Source organism: uncultured Rikenella sp., assembly GCF_947628055.1.
Lineage (GTDB): Bacteria > Bacteroidota > Bacteroidia > Bacteroidales > Rikenellaceae > Rikenella.
In genome coordinates, this window is sequence record NZ_CANQYJ010000045.1 from 1 (window position 1) to 17927 (window position 17927).

The following is a 17927-nucleotide window of genomic DNA, read 5'->3' on the forward strand; positions in this document are numbered from 1 at the left end:
TTATGCCCGCTATTGCCACACCCCAAAGAAAACGCAATGCAAGAGGACTGCGGAGCCTAAGGAGTAGCGCAGCTATCTGAAAGTTTCTTTGGTTCTTTCTTTTCAAAGAAAGAACAGTCACTCACAGTAGGGTAAAGATTAAACGAACGATTAATAGTTAGAGTTTGAAAGCGACACGCAGCCGGTCCACCTCATCCAGTTTTTCCCAGCCAAAAAACTGGATTCCATTTTCCACATACGGTTCTCGGCCGAAATGTCCATACGCCGCCGTCGGCGAAAAAATCGGTTTTTTCAGTCCATAGCGCTCCACAATCTTCGCCGGACGCAGATCGAACAGCTCCGCCACCTTCGACGCAATCTCCCCATCCGTCAGCGCCACCTTCGACGTCCCGAAAGTATCCACGAAAACACTCACCGGCTCCGCAATACCGATCGCATACGCCACCTGTACCAGCACCGCCTCCGCAATACCCGCCGCCACCATATTTTTGGCGATATGGCGCGCCGCATATGCCGCCGAGCGATCCACCTTCGACGAATCCTTGCCCGAGAACGCCCCGCCGCCATGCGCACCCCGGCCGCCGTAAGAGTCCACAATAATCTTGCGCCCCGTCAAGCCCGTATCCCCGTGCGGCCCCCCGATCACGAACTTGCCCGTCGGATTGACATGCAAAATGTAATCGTCATGCAACAAGCTCAGCAGCAATTTATTGCCCCGCCGTTCGAGCGTCCGCCGCACGCGCGGGATCAGGATGTTGCGCACATCAGCCTCGATTTGCTCCTGCGTCGCCTCCGGATCATGCTGGGTGGAGATGACGATCGTATGAATCCGCTTCGGCCGGTGGTCGTCGCCGTACTCGACCGTCACCTGCGACTTGGCATCCGGGCGCAGGTAGCCCATCACCGTTCCCCCGTTCTGCGGAATCTCGCGGCGAATATCCGCCAGCTCCATCAGCAGGATGTGCGACAGCATCAGTGAAGCCGGCATCAGCTCCTTGGTCTCGTGACAAGCGTAGCCGAACATGATCCCCTGGTCGCCCGCCCCCTGCTCGTCATGGTCGGCCCGCTCCACCCCCTGGTTGATGTCCGGCGACTGCTCGTGGATCGCCGACAGCACGCCGCACGAACGGGCCTCGAACATATAGTCCGCGTTGGTGTAACCGATGCGTTCGATCACCCCGCGCACCGTATGCTGAATATCGACATAGGCATTGGATTTGACCTCGCCGCTGACCACGACCAGCCCCGTAGTGCAAAGCGTCTCGCAAGCCACCTTGGCCTCCGGGTCGCGGCGGAGAAATTCGTCGAGAATGGCGTCCGAGATCTGGTCGGCCACCTTATCGGGGTGTCCTTCCGAAACGGATTCCGATGTGAACAAGTATCCCATAGTACTGTATGTTTAGATGTTTGTATTACCGCCGCCGAACAGACCGGGGAAAAATGTCGGAAAGCGCAGGAAACCGCATCGGGAGAAGAATGTGCTTTAGCATTTTTTCGCGTGGTTGCAATCTACCAAATCTTTCCACGGGTCTTCAGTTCGCTGTGGCGAACGGCACAAAGATACGAATTATTGCAGACAAGAAGTTCCTCAGATTCCGATTTCGCAGAAAAAAGCCGAGCGCGTTGCAAAATCGGAACAGATCGGCCGCATCCGACACGGCGCCGGCCCCGGTCGAAAAAACAGTCCACTTCGATCCGCCAGGACGAAAGGCTGCCATTCCCCGTTCGTCTGTCTTGCCGGACTGTTTCGCTCCGCCGGTTCGCCCCAGGTCAAAGAAGCCGATCCGCCCCCAAGGGGCGGATCGGCTTCTGGCGACAGCTCCCGCGCCGATTTCCCTCGGGCGCAGGCTGCGGACAGCCTCGGAAGGCCTACTTTTTCCGTTCGTCCGAAGCGAAAGCGGTTTCCACTTCGGCCTCTTTTTTCTCGTGGTCTTTTTCGGTGTAGTTTTCCACTGCGTCCACGGTCTTTTTCACTTGCCGTTCAAAATCTTTTTCGCAGGAGCGGCATCCTCTCGCCTTCTTTTCGTTTTTCATGACATCGAGTTTTAGTTGAACATCCGATGTCTGACCGTTTTGCAAATAGCGTGCAAAACCGGGCGGGTACCGAAAAACGAAACACCCCGGCTCCGGAAAATCCCGGCCCAAGCGGTCTCCCGGTGCCGCCGGATAAGGCGGGACACCTATTCCCGGCCCGAAACCTATTTGTGCCGCCGGGCCAGTTCCTTTTCAAGATCAGCCAGCGACAGGCCGTTCGCCTCCAGCAGCACCAGCAAATGGTAGACCAGATCCGATGCTTCGTAAATCAAATCCGGCTTGTTCTGCGCCACCGCCTCGATCACCGTTTCGACCGCCTCTTCGCCCACCTTTTGCGCGATCTTGTTGATCCCCCGCTCGAAAAGTTTCGTCGTGTAGGAAGCCGCCGGCATCTCCTGGTGCCGTCCCTGAATCACCGATTGCAAATAACGGATGAACCCTTCCGTCTCCGTGGGCGACTCCGTGAAGCAGCTCGCACTCCCCGTGTGGCACACCGGCCCGGCGGGAATGACCCGAATCAGCAGCGTGTCCGCATCGCAATCCATCGACACCGAGCAGATACTCAGGAAATTGCCGCTCGTCTCGCCCTTTGTCCAGAGCCGCCGTTTCGTGCGGCTGTAGAACGTCACACGTCCCTCCGCGAGGCTCTTTTCGTAAGCCTCCCGGTTCATGTAGCCCAGCATCAGGACTTGCAGCGTGCGGTCGTCCTGGATGATGGCCGGCAGCAGCCCGTCGCCGTTTTTCGAGAAATCCAACTTGTCGATGTCCGGTGTCATAATGTATCTGTTTTTTAATTACTTGTCGAATGTCCGCCCCGACTTTCCGCACAGGCGGAAAGTCGGGGCGCTCCAATATCCGTCGGAGGCCGCTATAGGCGCACCGCAATCCCCCGCTCATGCAACGCCCGCTTGAGCACCGGGATCGGAATCTCGCCGTAGTGAAAAATCGAAGCCGCCAGCGCCGCATCCGCCCGTCCCGCCGTCAGCACCTCCGCGATGTGCTCCACCGTGCCCGCCCCTCCCGAAGCGATGATCGGGATCGACAGCTCCGAAGCCAGCCGCGCGAACGTCTCGCACGGGTAGCCGCTCTTCGTCCCGTCGTGGTTCATCGACGTGAAGAGAATTTCGCCCGCCCCCCGCTCCTGCGCCTCGCGCGCCCACGAGAACAGCTCCCGCTCCGTGGGCGTGCGTCCCCCATGCGTGGTCACCACCCAGCGCCCCGCATCGTCCATCCGGGCATCGACCGCCACCACAATGAACTGGCTGCCATACCGTCCCGCGATCTCGTCGATCAGCCCCGGATCGCGCACTGCGGCACTGTTCACCGTCACCTTGTCGGCCCCCGCCAGCAGCAGCGCCCCCGCATCCTCTGCTGTCGAAATGCCGCCCCCCACCGTGAACGGGATGTCGATCTCGCGGGCAATCCGGGCCACCAGTTCCGAAAAAGTCTTCCGCCCCTCGACCGTCGCGCTGATGTCCAAGTAGACTAATTCGTCGGCCCCCTCGTCCGCATATCGGCGCCCCAGCTCCACCGGATCGCCCACATTCTGCAACCCCTCGAAGTGGATCCCTTTGACCGTCTGCCCGTCCCGGATGTCGAGGCAGGGAATTATCCGTTTTGCAAGCATCTTTCCAACTCTTTAAGCGTAATCCTCCCCTCGTAAATCGCCTTGCCGACGATGACGCTGCGCAGCCCCATCGCATCGAGCCGCACCAAGTCGTCTGTCGTCGCGATGCCTCCGCTGACGGTGATTTCCACCCCCGGGAACTCCGTCTGCAAAGCCGCATAGAGGCCGAAGTTCGGCCCCGCCAGCATCCCGTCGCGCGAGATGTCGGTGCAGATCACCTGCCGCAGTCCCCGCGCCGCAAACCGCCGCACGATCGTCTGCACATCCGTCTCGGCCGCCTCCCGCCAGCCGTTGATCGCCACCTTTCCCCCCTTGGTGTCCGCCCCGAGTACGATATGTTCCGCCCCGTAAGCCGCTATCCACTCCTCGAACCGTTCCGGCGCCGTGACCGCCACGCTGCCGCAGATCACACGGTTCGCCCCCGCCGCCAGAACCGCCTCCAAAGCCTCGCCGCTCTTGATCCCGCCGCCGTACTGCACGTCGAGCTTCGTCGCCGCCGCGATCTTGCGCAGCGTGTCTATATTCTGCGGCGCGGCGGCTTTTGCCCCGTCCAAATCCACCACGTGGAGCCGCCGCACGCCGATCGCCTCGTAGCTCCGCGCGATCTCCACCGGATCGGCCCCATACGTGGTCTTCCGGTCGTAGTCCCCTTGCGTCAGCCGCACGCACTGGCCGCCGATCAGGTCGATGGCGGGTATGATCTCTATTTTCATAGCGAAAGAAAGTTTGCTAAAATCCGGCCGCCTGCCGCGCCACTTTTTTCGGGATGGAACTGGCAGCCGTAGAAGTTGTCCTGGTGCAGCGAGCCGCTGAACCATCCGCCGTAGTCGGTCGCCGCTGCGGTGCACGCATTGATTTCCGCCGCATAGGAGTGCACATAATAGACATATTCCCCCTCTGCGATATGATGGTAAAGCGGCGATTTCAAGCTGTGGATCGAGTTCCATCCCACATGGGGCACTTTCAAGCCGCCGCCCGCACTCCCCGAAAAGAAACGCCGCACGCGGTTCGGAAAAATGCCGAGGCAATCGGTGTCCCCCTCCTCGCTGTGTGTGCACAGCAGCTGCATCCCCAGACAGATTCCCAGTACCGGACAGGTCAAGTTGCGGAGCGTATCGGCCAAACCTTTCTCGCGCAGCATCCGCATAGCGGTAGCCGCCTCGCCCACGCCCGGCAGCAGCACGCGTTCGGCCTGCCGGATCGCCTCCGGGTCGGCGGTCAGTATGTAATCCGCGCCGAGGCGTGCCAATGCGTTGGTCACGGAGCGCAGGTTGCCGGTGCCGTAGTCTATGATCGTTACCATAAATATTTAATTGCTTGTGCTGTTTTCCGCGTGCCGGTCGTTTCCTGTTTTTTCGTTTTCGGGTCGCAGCCAGCGGAGTTAGGGTAGTTACAGCCCGGCTCGAGTGCCGAGCGGCACCGGGCCTCCGCGGAGGAAGGCCCGCCCGTTAGTGCGCGGCCCTGCATAGCCGAATTAGGGGTCTGCCGTTGCGGGAGCTTCTCCGCAATTGGTCTCGGACTGTCCTCACGCCGGGCGGGCGCGGTCCTGCAAGGCCGTTTTGCTAAGCTGCCGGGTGCCGTCGTTTCTATCGCAATGCTGTTTTGCCCGCGCGCTAACGGAAATCCATTCCGAAAGCCTCACGGCTTTCAAACGGTCTTTCCTACGTTAGCAGTGCGCGCGGCGCATCCGTACAGGTTTCGTCTGCCCTGCGCGGGCGGCGTCCGGGTGACCCCGGCGGGACAAGCGAGGCTATGCAGCGCAAAGTATTACAGCATCCCTTTGGAGCTCGGCAGGTCGAAATCCAACGGTTTGCGCTCCACCGCCATCCTGAGGGCCCGCGCGAAAGCCTTGAAAATTCCCTCCACCTTGTGGTGCTCGTTGCGTCCCCGCGCCGCGATATGCAGATTGCAGCGCGCCGCCTGGGCAAAACTGTCGAAAAAGTGCTCGAACATCTCCGTCGGCACATCCCCGATCCGCTCCCGCTTCAGTTTCACATCCCACCGCGTGGCGATCCGCCCCCCGAAGTCCAGCAGCACCAGCGCCCGGCTCTCGTCCATCGGCAGCGCGAACCCGTACCGCCCGATCCCCCGCTTGTCGCCCAGCGCCAAAGAAAACGCCTCGCCCAGCACCAGCGCCGTGTCCTCGACGGTATGGTGTTCGTCGACGTTCAGGTCGCCGGCGGCGGTCAGCTGGAGCGAGAAGCCTCCGTGGTGCACGATCTGGTCGAGCATGTGGTCGAAAAAGCCTAAACCCGTAGAGATATGCGACGGGGTCGTGTTGTCCAGGTCCAGCGTCGCCGTAATCTCCGTTTCCCGGCTCCGCCGCGACACGGTCGCACAACGCCGTGGCGACAAGACGGGGACCGGCCCCGAGAACGGCCTGTCTATGTTCCGCAACGCATCGGTCAAGGCGGCATTTTCTTCCGGCGTCCCCACCGTCAGCCGCAGACACCCCTCGCAACCCGCGATCCGCGACCGGTCGCGCACGATGATCCCCCGTCCGATCAGCCGGTCATAAACCTCCCGCGGTTCGTCCACCCGCACCAGGACGAAGTTGGCGTCCGAAGGGAAAACGTGCCGGATCAGCGGAATCCGTTCCAACGCTTCGACCAATTTTTTCCGTTCGCCGACCAGCACCGCGATCTGTTCCCGCCGCACCGCCTCGCGCTCCAGCTCCCGAAGCACCAGCCGTTCCGTAATCACGTTCACCGAATACGGATACTTGATCCGCTCCATCGCCGCCACGATCTCCGGAGCGGCGAACGCGAATCCGATCCGAATTCCCGCCATCCCCCACGCTTTCGACAGCGTTTGCAGCACCACCAAGTTCGGGAACTCCGCCAGCCGGGGCAAAAAACCTTCGTGTTCCGCAAAGTCGATATAGGCTTCGTCCAGCACGACGATTCCGCTGAATCCGCGAATGACTTTTTCGACCTCCGCCGGGTCGAGCAGATTGGCCGACGGGTTGTTGGGCGAGCAGAGGAACGCCAGTTTCATCTGCGGGGTCACCCGGCTCAGGAAGTCCGCCGAATCGAGCGCAAAGTCCTGGGAAAGCGGCGCTTCGACGAGCCTGACACAGTTGGTCTCGGCCGCCACGCGGTACATTCCGTAGCTCGGCGCGATCGAAATGGCTTCGTCCTGCCGCGGCTCGCAAAAGACGCGGAACAGCAGGTCGATCGGTTCGTCACTGCCATTCCCCCCCACGAAAATCCGATCCGCCGGCACGCCGCGCATCGAGGCGATTTTAGCCCGGATCCGCTTGTTGTGCGGATCCGGATAGCGGTTGAAACCGTTGTCGAACGGGTTCTCGTTGGCATCGAGGTAAATGCCTAATTCTCCTTGGTATTCGTCCCGGGCCGTCGAGTACGGGGCCATCTGTCTGATATTCTCGCGGAAAAGCGATGTGATTTCCATGGTCTTTCTTTTGTCGTTTATTTTCGGTCGCAGCCTGCGGAGTCGGGGTTAGTTGCAGCCCGGCTTTTCGGGGTGATTCATGGCGTCCAGCCTAATCCTCACCGCATTCCGATGCGCATCCAGCCCCTCGGCCGAGGCCATGCGTTCCACCGTCGCCCCGATATTCCGAAGCCCGTCTTCCGTCAGCCGTTGCAGGGTGATCTTTTTGCAGAAGCTGTCTATGTTCACGCCGCCGTAAGCCGCCGCCCAGCCGCTCGTCGGCAGCGTGTGGTTCGTCCCCGAAGCGTAATCCCCCGCACTCTCCGGCGAATAGTGGCCCAGAAAAATGCTCCCCGCATTTTCGATTTGTTCCGCAACGGCCTCCGGCTCCGCCGTCTCTACGATCAGGTGCTCCGCTGCGTAAAGGTTCGCCATCGCCACCATTTCGGCCTCCGACCCCACCACGAAAATGCGGCTTTCGGTCAAAGCCTGGGTTGCGATCTCCGCCCGTCCCAGTCGTGCCAACTGTTTCCGCACTTCCGTTTCAACAGCCGTTGCCAATGCGGCAGAGGTCGTCACTAAAATCGCCTGGCTGTCCGGCCCGTGTTCGGCTTGCGAGAGCAGGTCGGCGGCTGCGAACTCCGCCCGCGCCGTGTCGTCGGCCAGCACCATCACTTCCGACGGCCCGGCGGGCATGTCGATCGCCACGGCGCTCAGCCCCAACAGCTGTTTGGCTGCCATGACATACCGGTTGCCCGGCCCGAAGATTTTGTCTGCTTTCGGAACGGTTTGCGTGCCGAATGCCATCGCTGCAATCGCCTGCGCCCCGCCGACTTTGAAGATGCGGGTCACGCCGCAAAGCTGCGCTGTCCAGAGGATTTCCGGAGCCACTGTGCCGTCCTTGCGCGGCGGCGTGCAGAGGGTGATCTCGCGACATCCCGCAATCTGCGCCGGAACTGCCAGCATCAGCACGGTGGAGAACAGCGGGGCGCTGCCGCCCGGGACATAGAGCCCGACGCTGCGGATCGGCACGCTGCGCTGCTCGCACTGAATGCCGGGCCTAGTTTCCACGCGAACCGGCTCCATTTTCTGGGCGGCGTGAAAAGCTGCGATGTTTTCGCGGGCCTGTCGGATCGCTGTTTTCAGTTCGTCGGACAGTTGTCTGTCGGCTGCCGTGATCTCTGCTTCCGTTACGGCGAGCCCGGTCGGTTCCACGCCGTCGAACCGGCTGGACAGCTCGCGCAAGGCGGTGTCCCCGTGCTGTCTGACGTGTTCGACGATCTCTTCGACTTGTCTGCGGATCGAGTCGTTCTCCCGCTGCAACGGTCGGGCAAGCAGGGCTGCCCACCGGTCGCGCGGCGGATGGATATAGGTTTTCATACATATGGTCTTTTAACGGTTCGTTTTTTATGGCCTCGAGCCGGGTGCCGCTCGGCGTAAGGGCAGTACCCTCCGGTTAAGGCGGTGCAAACTCCCCGATTCGAGTGCCAAGCGGCACCGACACCGCGCGCGACGGATAGAGCAGGAAATCGTTCAAAAGCATGAATTGCTTTGAACAGGATTTCCGCCAGCGCGCGGCTACAGCCCGCCCGGTTCTACGAACCGGATTTTCACCGGAGCTCGAGACAAGTACAGTTCCGAAAACATGTATATGACTCGGAGCCAGCGGAGGCATTTAGGGTAATTCCAGCCAGGCTCGTGTGCCGAGCGGCACCCTCCGCCGGGAGTGGCTCCTGGTCGTCATCGGGAGATCACGGTCGAACCGTCTTTCTCCGCACACGAAAGCCTTTCCGGAAGCGTCGTGTTTTGCCTTGAGGGGGCCGCGCAGGACGCGCGGACGCCCGACAAGGCGAAACCGGCTGGAGGCAGTTTTCTTTGCTTCGTTTCTTTTGCTGACAAAAGAAATGAAGTGCCCCCGCGGCATGAGCGGGAGGAGAGGAAAAATCTCTACCTCCGGCGTGGGAACGCCCACAGTGCTTTCCGCAGGAGAGAAAGCCCCGCCGGCCGAGGCGATAAAATACGGTTAATAAAACGAGACCGCAGCTGCGGGGATTGGTGGTAGTTCCTGCCCGGCTCAAGTGTCCTGCGGCACCCGGCTCGAGGCAAAAAATGAACTATAATATCATCTTTTCTAACGCCAGCACAAGAATATCCTCCGCCCCGATCGCCTTGAGCCGTTCGATTTTGTCCCACAGCACCCGTTCGTCCACCACCGCATGCATCGAACTCCAGCCCGCCTCGGCCAACGGCAGGATCGTCGGACTCTTGACCCCCGGCAGAATCGCCGCCGCCTCCGGAATGCGGTCGGTGGGGAGATTCATCAGGATATACTTCTTGCCCCGGCTGCGCTCCACCGCCTCGATGCGGAACAACAGCTGGTCGAGCAGCACCTGCTTCTCCGGGGCCAGCCCCGGCGTAGCGATCAGGATCGCCTCCGACTGCATGGCCGTCTCGACCTCCTTCAACCCATTGGAGACCAACGTTCCCCCGCTGCTGACAATATCGAAAATCGCATCAGCCAATCCCACCGCCGGAGCGATCTCCACCGAGCCCGCGATTTCCTCGATCTCGGCCCGGATATTCCTTTCGGTCAGAAACCGGCTCAGGATCACCGGGTAAGACGTGGCGATGCGTTTGCCGTCGAAATAGGCGACACCGGAGTAATCGTCACCTTTCGGAATGGCCAGCGAGAGACGGCACCGGCCGAAACCGAGCCGATGGGCGACCGTCGCCCCGCATTGCCGCTCCTCGTACTCGTTGAGCCCCACGATGCCGATGTCGGCCACCCCGCGTTCGACAGCGTGCGGAATATCGTCATCGCGCAGGTAGAGAATTTCGATGGGAAAATCATCGGAGCGCGAAAGCAGTTTGCGTTTGCTCGGCTCAATGCCGATGCCCGCCTCGGCCAGCAGCCCGAGGCTCTCTTCGTTGAGCCGCCCTTTCGACTGGAGTGCAATGCGTATCATGTGCATGTCGTTTGTTTCGTTAAGTATGAAAAAAAAGCCTGTTCTTCCTTCTTGCGGAGAACAGGCTTTTTTAAGGTGTGTTATGCAGTTGTTTAAGCGTCCATATGCAGATCACGGCAAAAAATCGTCTGTTCCCCTTCATCGTCCTGATGATGGTGAAGCCCGTGACGGATATGCGTGTTCTGAATCATAATTTGCAAGGGCAAATGTAGGGATTATTTCCGGTTTTCCAAATTTCGGGGCGGGAATTTTCGCAAGGCTCCCGAAAAGGCGTATCTTTGGAGAACCGATCATTCGCCTTCGGCACCCACTCCCGCAGCCGCCGGGGACGACGGCCCTTGCGGGTCGCAGCCAAGTTTATGACGATGGAATTCCGAACACCCGTAGACATACCCGAAACCTCTTTCCGTATCACCTCTTCGCAGCAGGGGTTAGTGCTGGGTTCCTGCTTTGCCGAGCACGTCGGCGGCTGGCTGCGGGACGGCAAACTGCCCGTTTGCGTCAACCCGTTCGGCGTGCTCTACAACCCCGCCAGCATCGCGCAGGCATTGGAACGGTTGGAGGCGGGCATTCCTTTTTCCCCGAGCGATCTTTTCGAGCACCGGGGGCTGTGGCACAGCTTCGGACATCACGGCGACTTCTCGGGGACAGATCCCGAGCAGGTCTTGACCCGGATCAATGCCGCATTGGCGGCAGGCGCCAAGGCTCTGCGGGAAGCGGCCTACCTGATGCTGACCCTCGGCACGGCATGGGTCTACGAGCGGCAGGGCAGCGTGGTGGCCAACTGCCACAAACTGCCGGCCGGAGAGTTCGTGCGGCGGCGGATGACGGTGGCGGAGATCGTGGAACGGCTGGCCGGACAGATCGGGCGGTGGCCGGACAAGCAGATCGTGCTGACCGTCAGCCCGGCGGTTCACCGCGGCGACGGGTTAGTGGAAAACCAGTTGAGCAAATCTTCGCTGATCGTGGCGGTGCACGAGCTGGCCTCGCTTTTTCCGGGGCGGGTGCATTATTTCCCGGCTTACGAGATCGTGACCGGCGAGTTGCGGGACTACCGGTTTTATGCGGAAGACATGTGCCATCCGTCGCCGCGGGCGACGGAGTATGTGTGCGAACGGTTTGCCGCCTCGATGCTTGCGCCGGAGGCGGCGGAACTGATTGCGGAGACCGATGGTCTCAAAAGGGCGATGGCCCACCGGCCGCTGCATCCCGAATCGCCGGAATACGTGCAGTTCCGGGCCAAAATGCGGCAAAAAGCGGAGAGCCTGCAACAGCGGTACAAAAACGCCGACTTTTCGGAAGAGCTGCGTTTTTTTGGCTAAATTTGCCGTTTGAACTTGGTGAAGATTATGTTCCGTAGACTTTTCATTTTCCTGCTGGCCGCGGCGATCATGCCGGCGGCCCGTGCGGCGTCGGCTATCAGCCGCCACAAACCGAGGTTAGTGGTCCAGATCGTGGTCAGCCAGATGCGATACGATTATTTGCTCCGTTTTGCCGACAATTTCGGTGAGAAGGGATTTCACACGCTGGTGCGCGAAGGTTCCTTGTGTACGCGGGCGGCATACGACTATGCCCTGACTCGGACGGGATCGGGGCTGGCCACGATCGCTACGGGCACCAATCCGTCCATGCACGGGGTGGTGGGCGAACGGTGGTTCAATTACACCACGGGCGAGGTCATCGACTTGGCGGCGGACAAAAAGGCATTTACGGTGGGAAGCGACGAGTACGACGGACAGTATTCGCCGCGCGGCCTGATCGCCGGTGCGGTGGGGGATCAGCTCAAGATGGCGTCCCGGGATTCAAAGGTGGTGAGCGTGGCGCTCGATCCGGTGTCGGCGGTGGTGACGGGAGGGCATTCGGCGGATGCGGTCTATTGGCTCAACGGCAAGAACGGACGGTGGGTGACGAGCAATTATTATGTTTCGGCGCTGCCCAAGTGGGTGCAGAAGTTCAACGATGATGGCTCGGTGGTGGGCTATTCGGCGCAGAAGTGGGAAATCTCGCGGCCTTTGAAGGCTTACCGGAATGAAGAATACACGGATATTTCGGTCGATTCGTCCCGGGGGATCAGTTTCGATTTCCTGACGCGCAAGAAGTATGACTACGACCGTTTGCGGACTTCGCCGGCGGGCAATACGCTGGTCAAGGATTTTGCGGTGCAGGCGATCATCTACGAGGGGTTGGGAAACGATGATGCGCCGGATATTCTGAATCTTGTTTTCGATGCGTCGCGGTATATCGGCGAAAAGTATGGTACGGGGTCGATCGAACTGGAGGACAGTTATTACCGGCTGGACGAGGATCTGGCGGCTCTGCTCGGTTTCCTGGATACGCAGGTGGGGCGTGACCGGCTGTTGGTGGTGCTGACTTCGGATCACGGGGCGTCGGATCCGATCCGGGCCGACAGCCGGATGCCGGTGGGCCTGTTCGACAACGGGCAGTTCGAGGCGATCATCTCGGGATTCCTGGGGGCGCAGCTGGGGCCGGGCGACTGGTTGCTGAAGTTCGAGAACCGCCAGATTTACCTGAACCGCGGTCTGCTGTACCAAAAGAAGCATCAGTTAGAGGATATTCAGAATCGGGTGGCCAATTTTGCGATCCAGTTCAGTGGGGTGTCGCAGGCGGTGACGGCGACGGCTTTGCAGAACGGCCATTTCACGGGCGGGGTATTGGGGCGGATGCAGAACAGTTATTTCCCGCGCAATTCGGGCGATGTGATGATCAATCTGATGCCGGGCTGGATCGAGTATGCGGAGGGAAAGGTTTCGGACTCGGGATCGCCGTATAATTATGATACTCATGTGCCGCTGATCTGGTTCGGGGGCGTGGTGGGGAATACGGATGTGGAGCATGATGTGGATATGTCGGACGTGGCGCCGACGATTGCAGACATACTGGGGATTGCTCCGCCTGCGGCGGCGACGGGCAGGCCGATCTCGGAGATCCTGACCAAGTAGGCGGTGTGTTTCGGGTGTCGGCGGGGGTTGGTTTTGCGAGAGGCGGAAGCGAATCGGCGGGGCGAGGCTGAAGGGACGTTTAAATCGTAGGGTTTATTGTACACACCCTGTTTGAGGGAACTGTTCTCTTTAACTTCGCTCCGCTCGTTTTTCTCCTCGCCGCTCGGCAAAGCGTGCAAGCCCGCTCTGCTCTCGCTGGCAGCGTCGATTCTAAAAGGTACCCAAAAGACTTTTGAGATAGCTGCGCTACTCCTTAGGCTCCGCAGCCCTCTTGCATTGCGTTTGCTTTGGGCCGGGGCAATAAACCGCTCTTAATATTGTGGTTCTTTTGAACCGCCGACCTCCGCGGTGCCGCCGGGCACTCCGACCGGGAGTTTACTCAGCCTTAGGGGGTGGGCGCGAGGTCGAACTGAGGAGTAATAAAGCGGTCTATAGCTCCCGGCCCAAAAAGATCAAAGACAAGGGTACCCGGCAGGCTCAAGAGATGCGTTAGCATTTCAAAAAGTTTGGCTGTGCCTTCCTCCTGGCGCCTCGGCCATTCGAGCAAGCTCGACGGCGCTCGCCTGCTGCGTCGGTTTTCTGGTTCTCGCTAACTGCGCTGCGCTTGTTTTGCCTCCGGCTTCCTCGCGCTACCTCGGCATAGCCCGCAAGCGGTTTCTGCCCTCGGAACGCTGCTCGGTTCCTCCTCGCCGCTCACCTTATTCAGGATAGAGGCCCCGGTTCGAGTGCCGAGCGGCACTGCTGGCAGCGTCGGTTGTTCACAAAAGGAACAGTTCTATGCAGGTACGTACAATAAAACCTATGATTATTTTGTATTGTGCTGGAAGGGACTGCCGCTTTTGCAAAAAGCGGCACCAAAAACTTTTGTTCACAACCGAGCGGCGTTTCGAGAGCAGAGGCCGCTGGCAGACTGTGCCGAAATAGCGCGAGCAAAACGAAGTAGGGACGGTTCTCTTCGGGTACGTACAAAGTCGGGAAAAATGATAACTTTGCGAGTATGACGACACAAGAGATTCTCGTACCCCGCGCGGGACGGCCCGAATCGCCTTCCCGCATCGTGATCGGAGACGCCCTGCCCCGTTTGGACAGCCTGCTCGAAAGACGGCGGTCCGTGGTCATCACCGATCCGAATCTGGAAGCAGCCTATCCGGAACTGATCGGACGATACCCGCACGTGGTGATCGGCCTCGGCGAAACCCATAAGACACTCGAAACGGTCGGCTATATCTATCGCGAGCTGCTGAAGTTAGGAGCCGACCGCGGATCGTATATCGTCGGTGTCGGGGGGGGAATCGTGACCGATATAACGGGATTCGTCGCCTCGACTTATATGCGCGGCGTGTCGGGATTCGGATTCGTGGCCACTTCGCTGCTGGCGCAGGTGGACGCCAGCGTGGGCGGCAAAAACGGGGTCAATCTCGACGGATACAAAAATATCGTGGGAGTTTTCCACCAGCCGGACTTCGTGCTGTGCGACCAGGGGATGCTCGCCACGCTGCCCGAGAGGGAATTGCGGGCGGGGCTGGCGGAAGTCATCAAGTGCGGATTGATCCGCGACGCCGAGCTGTTCGGCCTGTTTGAAAACCATACGTTCGGCAGCTTTACCGCAGATGCGGAGCTGTTGCACCGGGCCATCACGGTGTCCGTGACACTGAAAGCGGCGGTCGTGGCGGCGGACGAAACCGAGCGGGGCGAACGCAGACTCCTCAACTTAGGGCACACTTTCGCCCATGCGGTCGAAAAATGCACGGGCCGTTACCTGCATGGCGAGGCGGTGGGAATCGGACTGTGCATCGCAGCCGGGCTGTCGCATAAGCTGGGGCTGTTGTCGGCTTCGGAAAAAGAGCGGATCGTTGCAGTGGTCGACGCGATGGGTCTGCCTACCGCCGTTGCGCCGGACACGGGAGTGACTCCGGCCCAATTGCTGGCGGCGGCAGCTTCGGACAAAAAACGCGAAGCCGCCGAAATCGACTACGTGCTGATGGACGGCATCGGTCGGGCGATACGGCGGCGGATGACCTTGAAGGAACTGGATGCTCTGGCGGCGGATATTCTATAAAACGGAGACGTTGTTTGCGGAACGTTTCTCCGTCGATGCAAGACGAGGGGCAATCGCCTTTCTGCAAGTCGCTGTCAGAACGGGAAAACCGGCATTACCGAGTATCTGATCCTGTGTCGGATATGCTTACTGCGGAATAGTTATCTCTGCGATTCTGCGTATCGCTTTATATTAGCCGTAGTTTTATTGTACGTGTTCGGGAGGGTACTGTTCTCTTTGTGAACAACCGACGTTGCCAAGTGCCGCTCGACACTCGAACCGGGCCGCCTCTGCCCTGCATAGAGTGAGCGGCGAGGAGAAACCGAGCAGCGTTCCGAGGGCAGAGGCCGCTGGCGGACTATGCCGAGGTAGCGCGAGGAAGCCGGAGGCAAAACAAGCGGAGCGCAGTTAGCGAGAACCAGAAAACCGACACAGCAGGCGAGAGCCGTCGAGCTTGCTCGAATGGCCGAGGCGCCAGGAGGAAGGCGCAGCCAAACTTTTTGAGATGCTTACGCATCTCTTGAACCTGCCGGGTACCCTTGACTTCGATTCTCTTGGGGTGTGAGCAATAGCGGGCTTATTGAGTACCGTGCTTTATGCCCGCTATTGCCACGCCCCCAAAGAAAGTTCAATGCAAGAGGACTGCGGAGCCTAAGGAGTAGCGCAGCTATCTGAAAGTCTTTTGGGTACCTTTTCTTCAGAAAAGGTACGGTCCCATCCGGCACAGTGCAAAATAAACCTACGGTTTCAGACAGCACGGTGCTAAATAGCCCTATCCGCCACTGCCCGGCCATTCCGCACAGACCGGAACCGAATCCCGCACCAGCCGCGAAACCGAAAAAGAATGCGAATCCGAAGAAGCTGGCCGCAGAATCGGCAATGTATCGACCGAACCAGGGAATCCGCAGACATCGGCCGCGAAACCGAAAAAGAATGCGAATCCGAGGAAAGGAAACCGGTCACAGAACCGGTTGATTGCCGACCGAAGCCAGGGAATCCGCAGACATCGGCCGCGGAACCGAAAAAGAATGCGAATCCGAGGAAAGGAAACTGGTCACAGAACCGGTTGATTGCCGACCGAAGCCAGCGAATCCGCAGCCGGAACCACTGGAGAGTCCCCCTTATCCTTTTTCAGCTGCCGCTGCTCGAAACGCCCCTGCCGCCGCTCGAAACGCCCCTGCTGCCGCACCGCACGCCTCTGGCGCACCGTCTCCCGCCAGCGACGGTAGCGCTCCTTGAGATCCTTCCAGCTCTGAAACTCCTGCCGGTAATAGACCCCCACCCCATTGTCCTGCAACCCCTGCGACTCGTCGAACCGGTCGATCGTCCGTGTGAACCCCTTGACCTTCAGCGACCCCGACTTATTCAGCACCCACGTCACATAACCGTCCACCGACAGCGGATTGTTCGTCACCTGGTACGCCCCCCGCTGCCCCACATCATAGTTTCCCCCCACCTCGACCGACAACTTGTTCGCGATAATGTCCGCCCCCACATCGAACGTCACCTCCTCCGACGTCAGGTCGCTCGACGGCCGGTAGCCGAAGCGGATATTGTAATTCGAGCCCGAAATCAGGTTGCTGATCTGGTTCGAGAGGAACTCCATGCCTGCAATCCCCGCCAGCGAGCCGCTCATCGTCCCGATGGCATTCGTCTGGTCGTCCGGCATGAAACTGTTCGACAGCATCAGGTAGGCGAACTGCATCGTCGTCGCCTCCTCCGTGTTGAGCAGGTTCCGCAGCAGGTTTTTCGTCTCCGGATCCGCTCCCGGCGCCGTGATCGAAAGCTGGATCGTCGGGTTGAACAGATGTTCCGTCAGGTGAATCCCGCAGTTCACATTCACATTGCCGTTTCCCGCGCCGCCCCCCTGCGCGTTCCCCAGCAGCGGCCGCAGCGACGTGCGCACCCGGTACACCGCGTCGACATTCACTAACGGATCCGCCGGATCGCCCGTCCACTGGATCCAGCTGCCCGGCTGGATCACGAAATACTTGTTGGCCAGCACCCCGTAAAGCGTGAAGAGGTACGTCCCCTCCGAAATGTCGTACTGTCCGTCCATCGTGAACACCTCCCGATCCGGCACGATGTTCATCCGGAACCGGCCGTTGCCCCGCCCCTTGATCGCATCCCCCAGCCGGGGGTCCATGACGATCTGGCACTCCGTGTTCGGTAATACCGACAGGTTCAAAGAAACATTCAGCTCGCTCTTGGTACGCTGTCTGCGCGGGCGATGCAGCCGCCGGCGAAACGACTCCACCCGGTCGGCCGGACTTTGCTCCCGCTCGGGTCGCGCGAAGGTGATGAAATCCGCTTCCGAGATGGTCGACACATCCGAGAGCGGCAGCACGAAAGTCGACGAGCGCGCCGTCTCCGCCCGCACGTCAAGCGCCGTCTCGGCGTCGTCTCCCGACACCGAAAAAGCCCCCGTGCCGTAAATATGTCCGTAGAAATCCGCATTGTCCCCCGCCGTGGTGTTCAGGCAGAGGAAGTCTCGGAAATCGACCTTGACCCCATACCTCAGGTGCCTGAAATATTCGCTGTCGAGCCAGGCCGAGATCGTGCCGCCCCCCCCGTTTCCGTCCGAGACCGGCACCGGCGGCAGTTCAAACCGGTTGTTCCGCACGGTCACCGGCCCCGCCAGCGTATACCTCGCCCGCGTATAAGCCACCGTCGCCTCGTAACGATCCACGTCGATCGTCCCGTTCAGCACCGGCCCCCCCTCCGGCCCTCCCGTCACCACTAACTTCGTACGCGCCGTCCCCCGCGTATCCACCAGGATACCCGACAACAGCGGCTCCAGCAAATGCATATCGAACCTCGGGAAATCGCAATCCACCCGATACCGCTTCCGCCCGCTGTCGTAGACCCCCGTGACCGGCCTCACCCCCTCCGGCGTCGAAGCCGCAAAC

13 protein-coding genes are annotated in these 17927 nt (G+C 60.1%); 3 read left to right on the top strand and 10 right to left on the bottom strand.

Annotated features, from left to right (window positions below):
- Positions 1-157 precede the first annotated feature (157 nt).
- From metK to hisG, 9 genes are all read right to left on the bottom strand, one after another.
- A complete protein-coding gene (metK, locus tag Q0Z93_RS05655; protein ID WP_298063577.1) occupies positions 158-1387 on the bottom strand; it encodes a methionine adenosyltransferase in 1230 nt (409 codons plus the stop codon).
- Positions 1388-1869: 482 nt separating this feature from the next.
- The gene (locus tag Q0Z93_RS05660) at positions 1870-2034 is read right to left on the bottom strand and encodes a hypothetical protein (protein ID WP_298063578.1); all 165 of its coding nucleotides are present in this window, start codon (positions 2032-2034) and stop codon (positions 1870-1872) included.
- Positions 2035-2198: 164 nt separating this feature from the next.
- Positions 2199-2810: a bifunctional phosphoribosyl-AMP cyclohydrolase/phosphoribosyl-ATP diphosphatase HisIE gene (gene hisIE, locus Q0Z93_RS05665; protein WP_298063579.1), complete on the bottom strand. Its 612-nt coding sequence runs from the start codon at positions 2808-2810 to the stop codon at positions 2199-2201.
- Positions 2811-2902: 92 nt separating this feature from the next.
- A complete protein-coding gene (gene hisF, locus Q0Z93_RS05670; RefSeq protein WP_298063580.1) occupies positions 2903-3661 on the bottom strand; it encodes an imidazole glycerol phosphate synthase subunit HisF in 759 nt (252 codons plus the stop codon).
- Positions 3643-4374: a 1-(5-phosphoribosyl)-5-[(5-phosphoribosylamino)methylideneamino]imidazole-4-carboxamide isomerase gene (gene hisA / locus Q0Z93_RS05675; protein ID WP_298063581.1), complete on the bottom strand. Its 732-nt coding sequence runs from the start codon at positions 4372-4374 to the stop codon at positions 3643-3645. The genes hisF and hisA overlap by 19 nt, the downstream gene beginning before the upstream one ends.
- Entirely contained in the window at positions 4371-4964 is a 594-nt protein-coding gene (hisH, locus tag Q0Z93_RS05680; RefSeq protein WP_298063582.1) for an imidazole glycerol phosphate synthase subunit HisH, read from the bottom strand. Before hisH ends, hisA begins: the two co-directional genes overlap by 4 nt.
- A gap of 464 nt (positions 4965-5428) precedes the next feature.
- Complete coding sequence (gene hisC, locus Q0Z93_RS10135; RefSeq protein ID WP_363291532.1) at positions 5429-7075, bottom strand: histidinol-phosphate transaminase; 1647 nt, start codon at positions 7073-7075, stop codon at positions 5429-5431.
- Between the two features lie 48 nt (positions 7076-7123).
- Positions 7124-8434 carry a histidinol dehydrogenase gene (gene hisD / locus Q0Z93_RS05695; protein ID WP_298063583.1) on the bottom strand — a complete coding sequence of 437 codons (1311 nt, stop codon included), beginning with the start codon at positions 8432-8434 and terminating at the stop codon, positions 7124-7126.
- Between the two features lie 734 nt (positions 8435-9168).
- On the bottom strand, positions 9169-10020 hold the full coding sequence (gene hisG / locus Q0Z93_RS05700; protein ID WP_298063584.1) for an ATP phosphoribosyltransferase: 852 nt from the start codon (positions 10018-10020) through the stop codon (positions 9169-9171).
- A 365-nt stretch (positions 10021-10385) separates the two neighbouring features.
- Here hisG and Q0Z93_RS05705 point away from each other — a divergent pair, with 365 nt between their 5' ends.
- From Q0Z93_RS05705 to aroB, 3 genes are all read left to right on the top strand, one after another.
- Positions 10386-11342, top strand: coding sequence for a GSCFA domain-containing protein (locus Q0Z93_RS05705; RefSeq protein WP_298063585.1), 957 nt, complete (start codon positions 10386-10388; stop codon positions 11340-11342).
- A gap of 27 nt (positions 11343-11369) precedes the next feature.
- Positions 11370-12980, top strand: coding sequence for an alkaline phosphatase family protein (locus tag Q0Z93_RS05710; RefSeq protein ID WP_298063586.1), 1611 nt, complete (start codon positions 11370-11372; stop codon positions 12978-12980).
- Positions 12981-13977: 997 nt separating this feature from the next.
- Positions 13978-15039: a 3-dehydroquinate synthase gene (gene aroB / locus Q0Z93_RS05715; protein ID WP_298063587.1), complete on the top strand. Its 1062-nt coding sequence runs from the start codon at positions 13978-13980 to the stop codon at positions 15037-15039.
- A 1033-nt stretch (positions 15040-16072) separates the two neighbouring features.
- Here the strand turns inward: aroB and Q0Z93_RS05720 are convergent.
- On the bottom strand, positions 16073-17927 hold a 1855-nt coding region (locus tag Q0Z93_RS05720; RefSeq protein ID WP_298063589.1), incomplete at its 5' end, for a translocation/assembly module TamB domain-containing protein.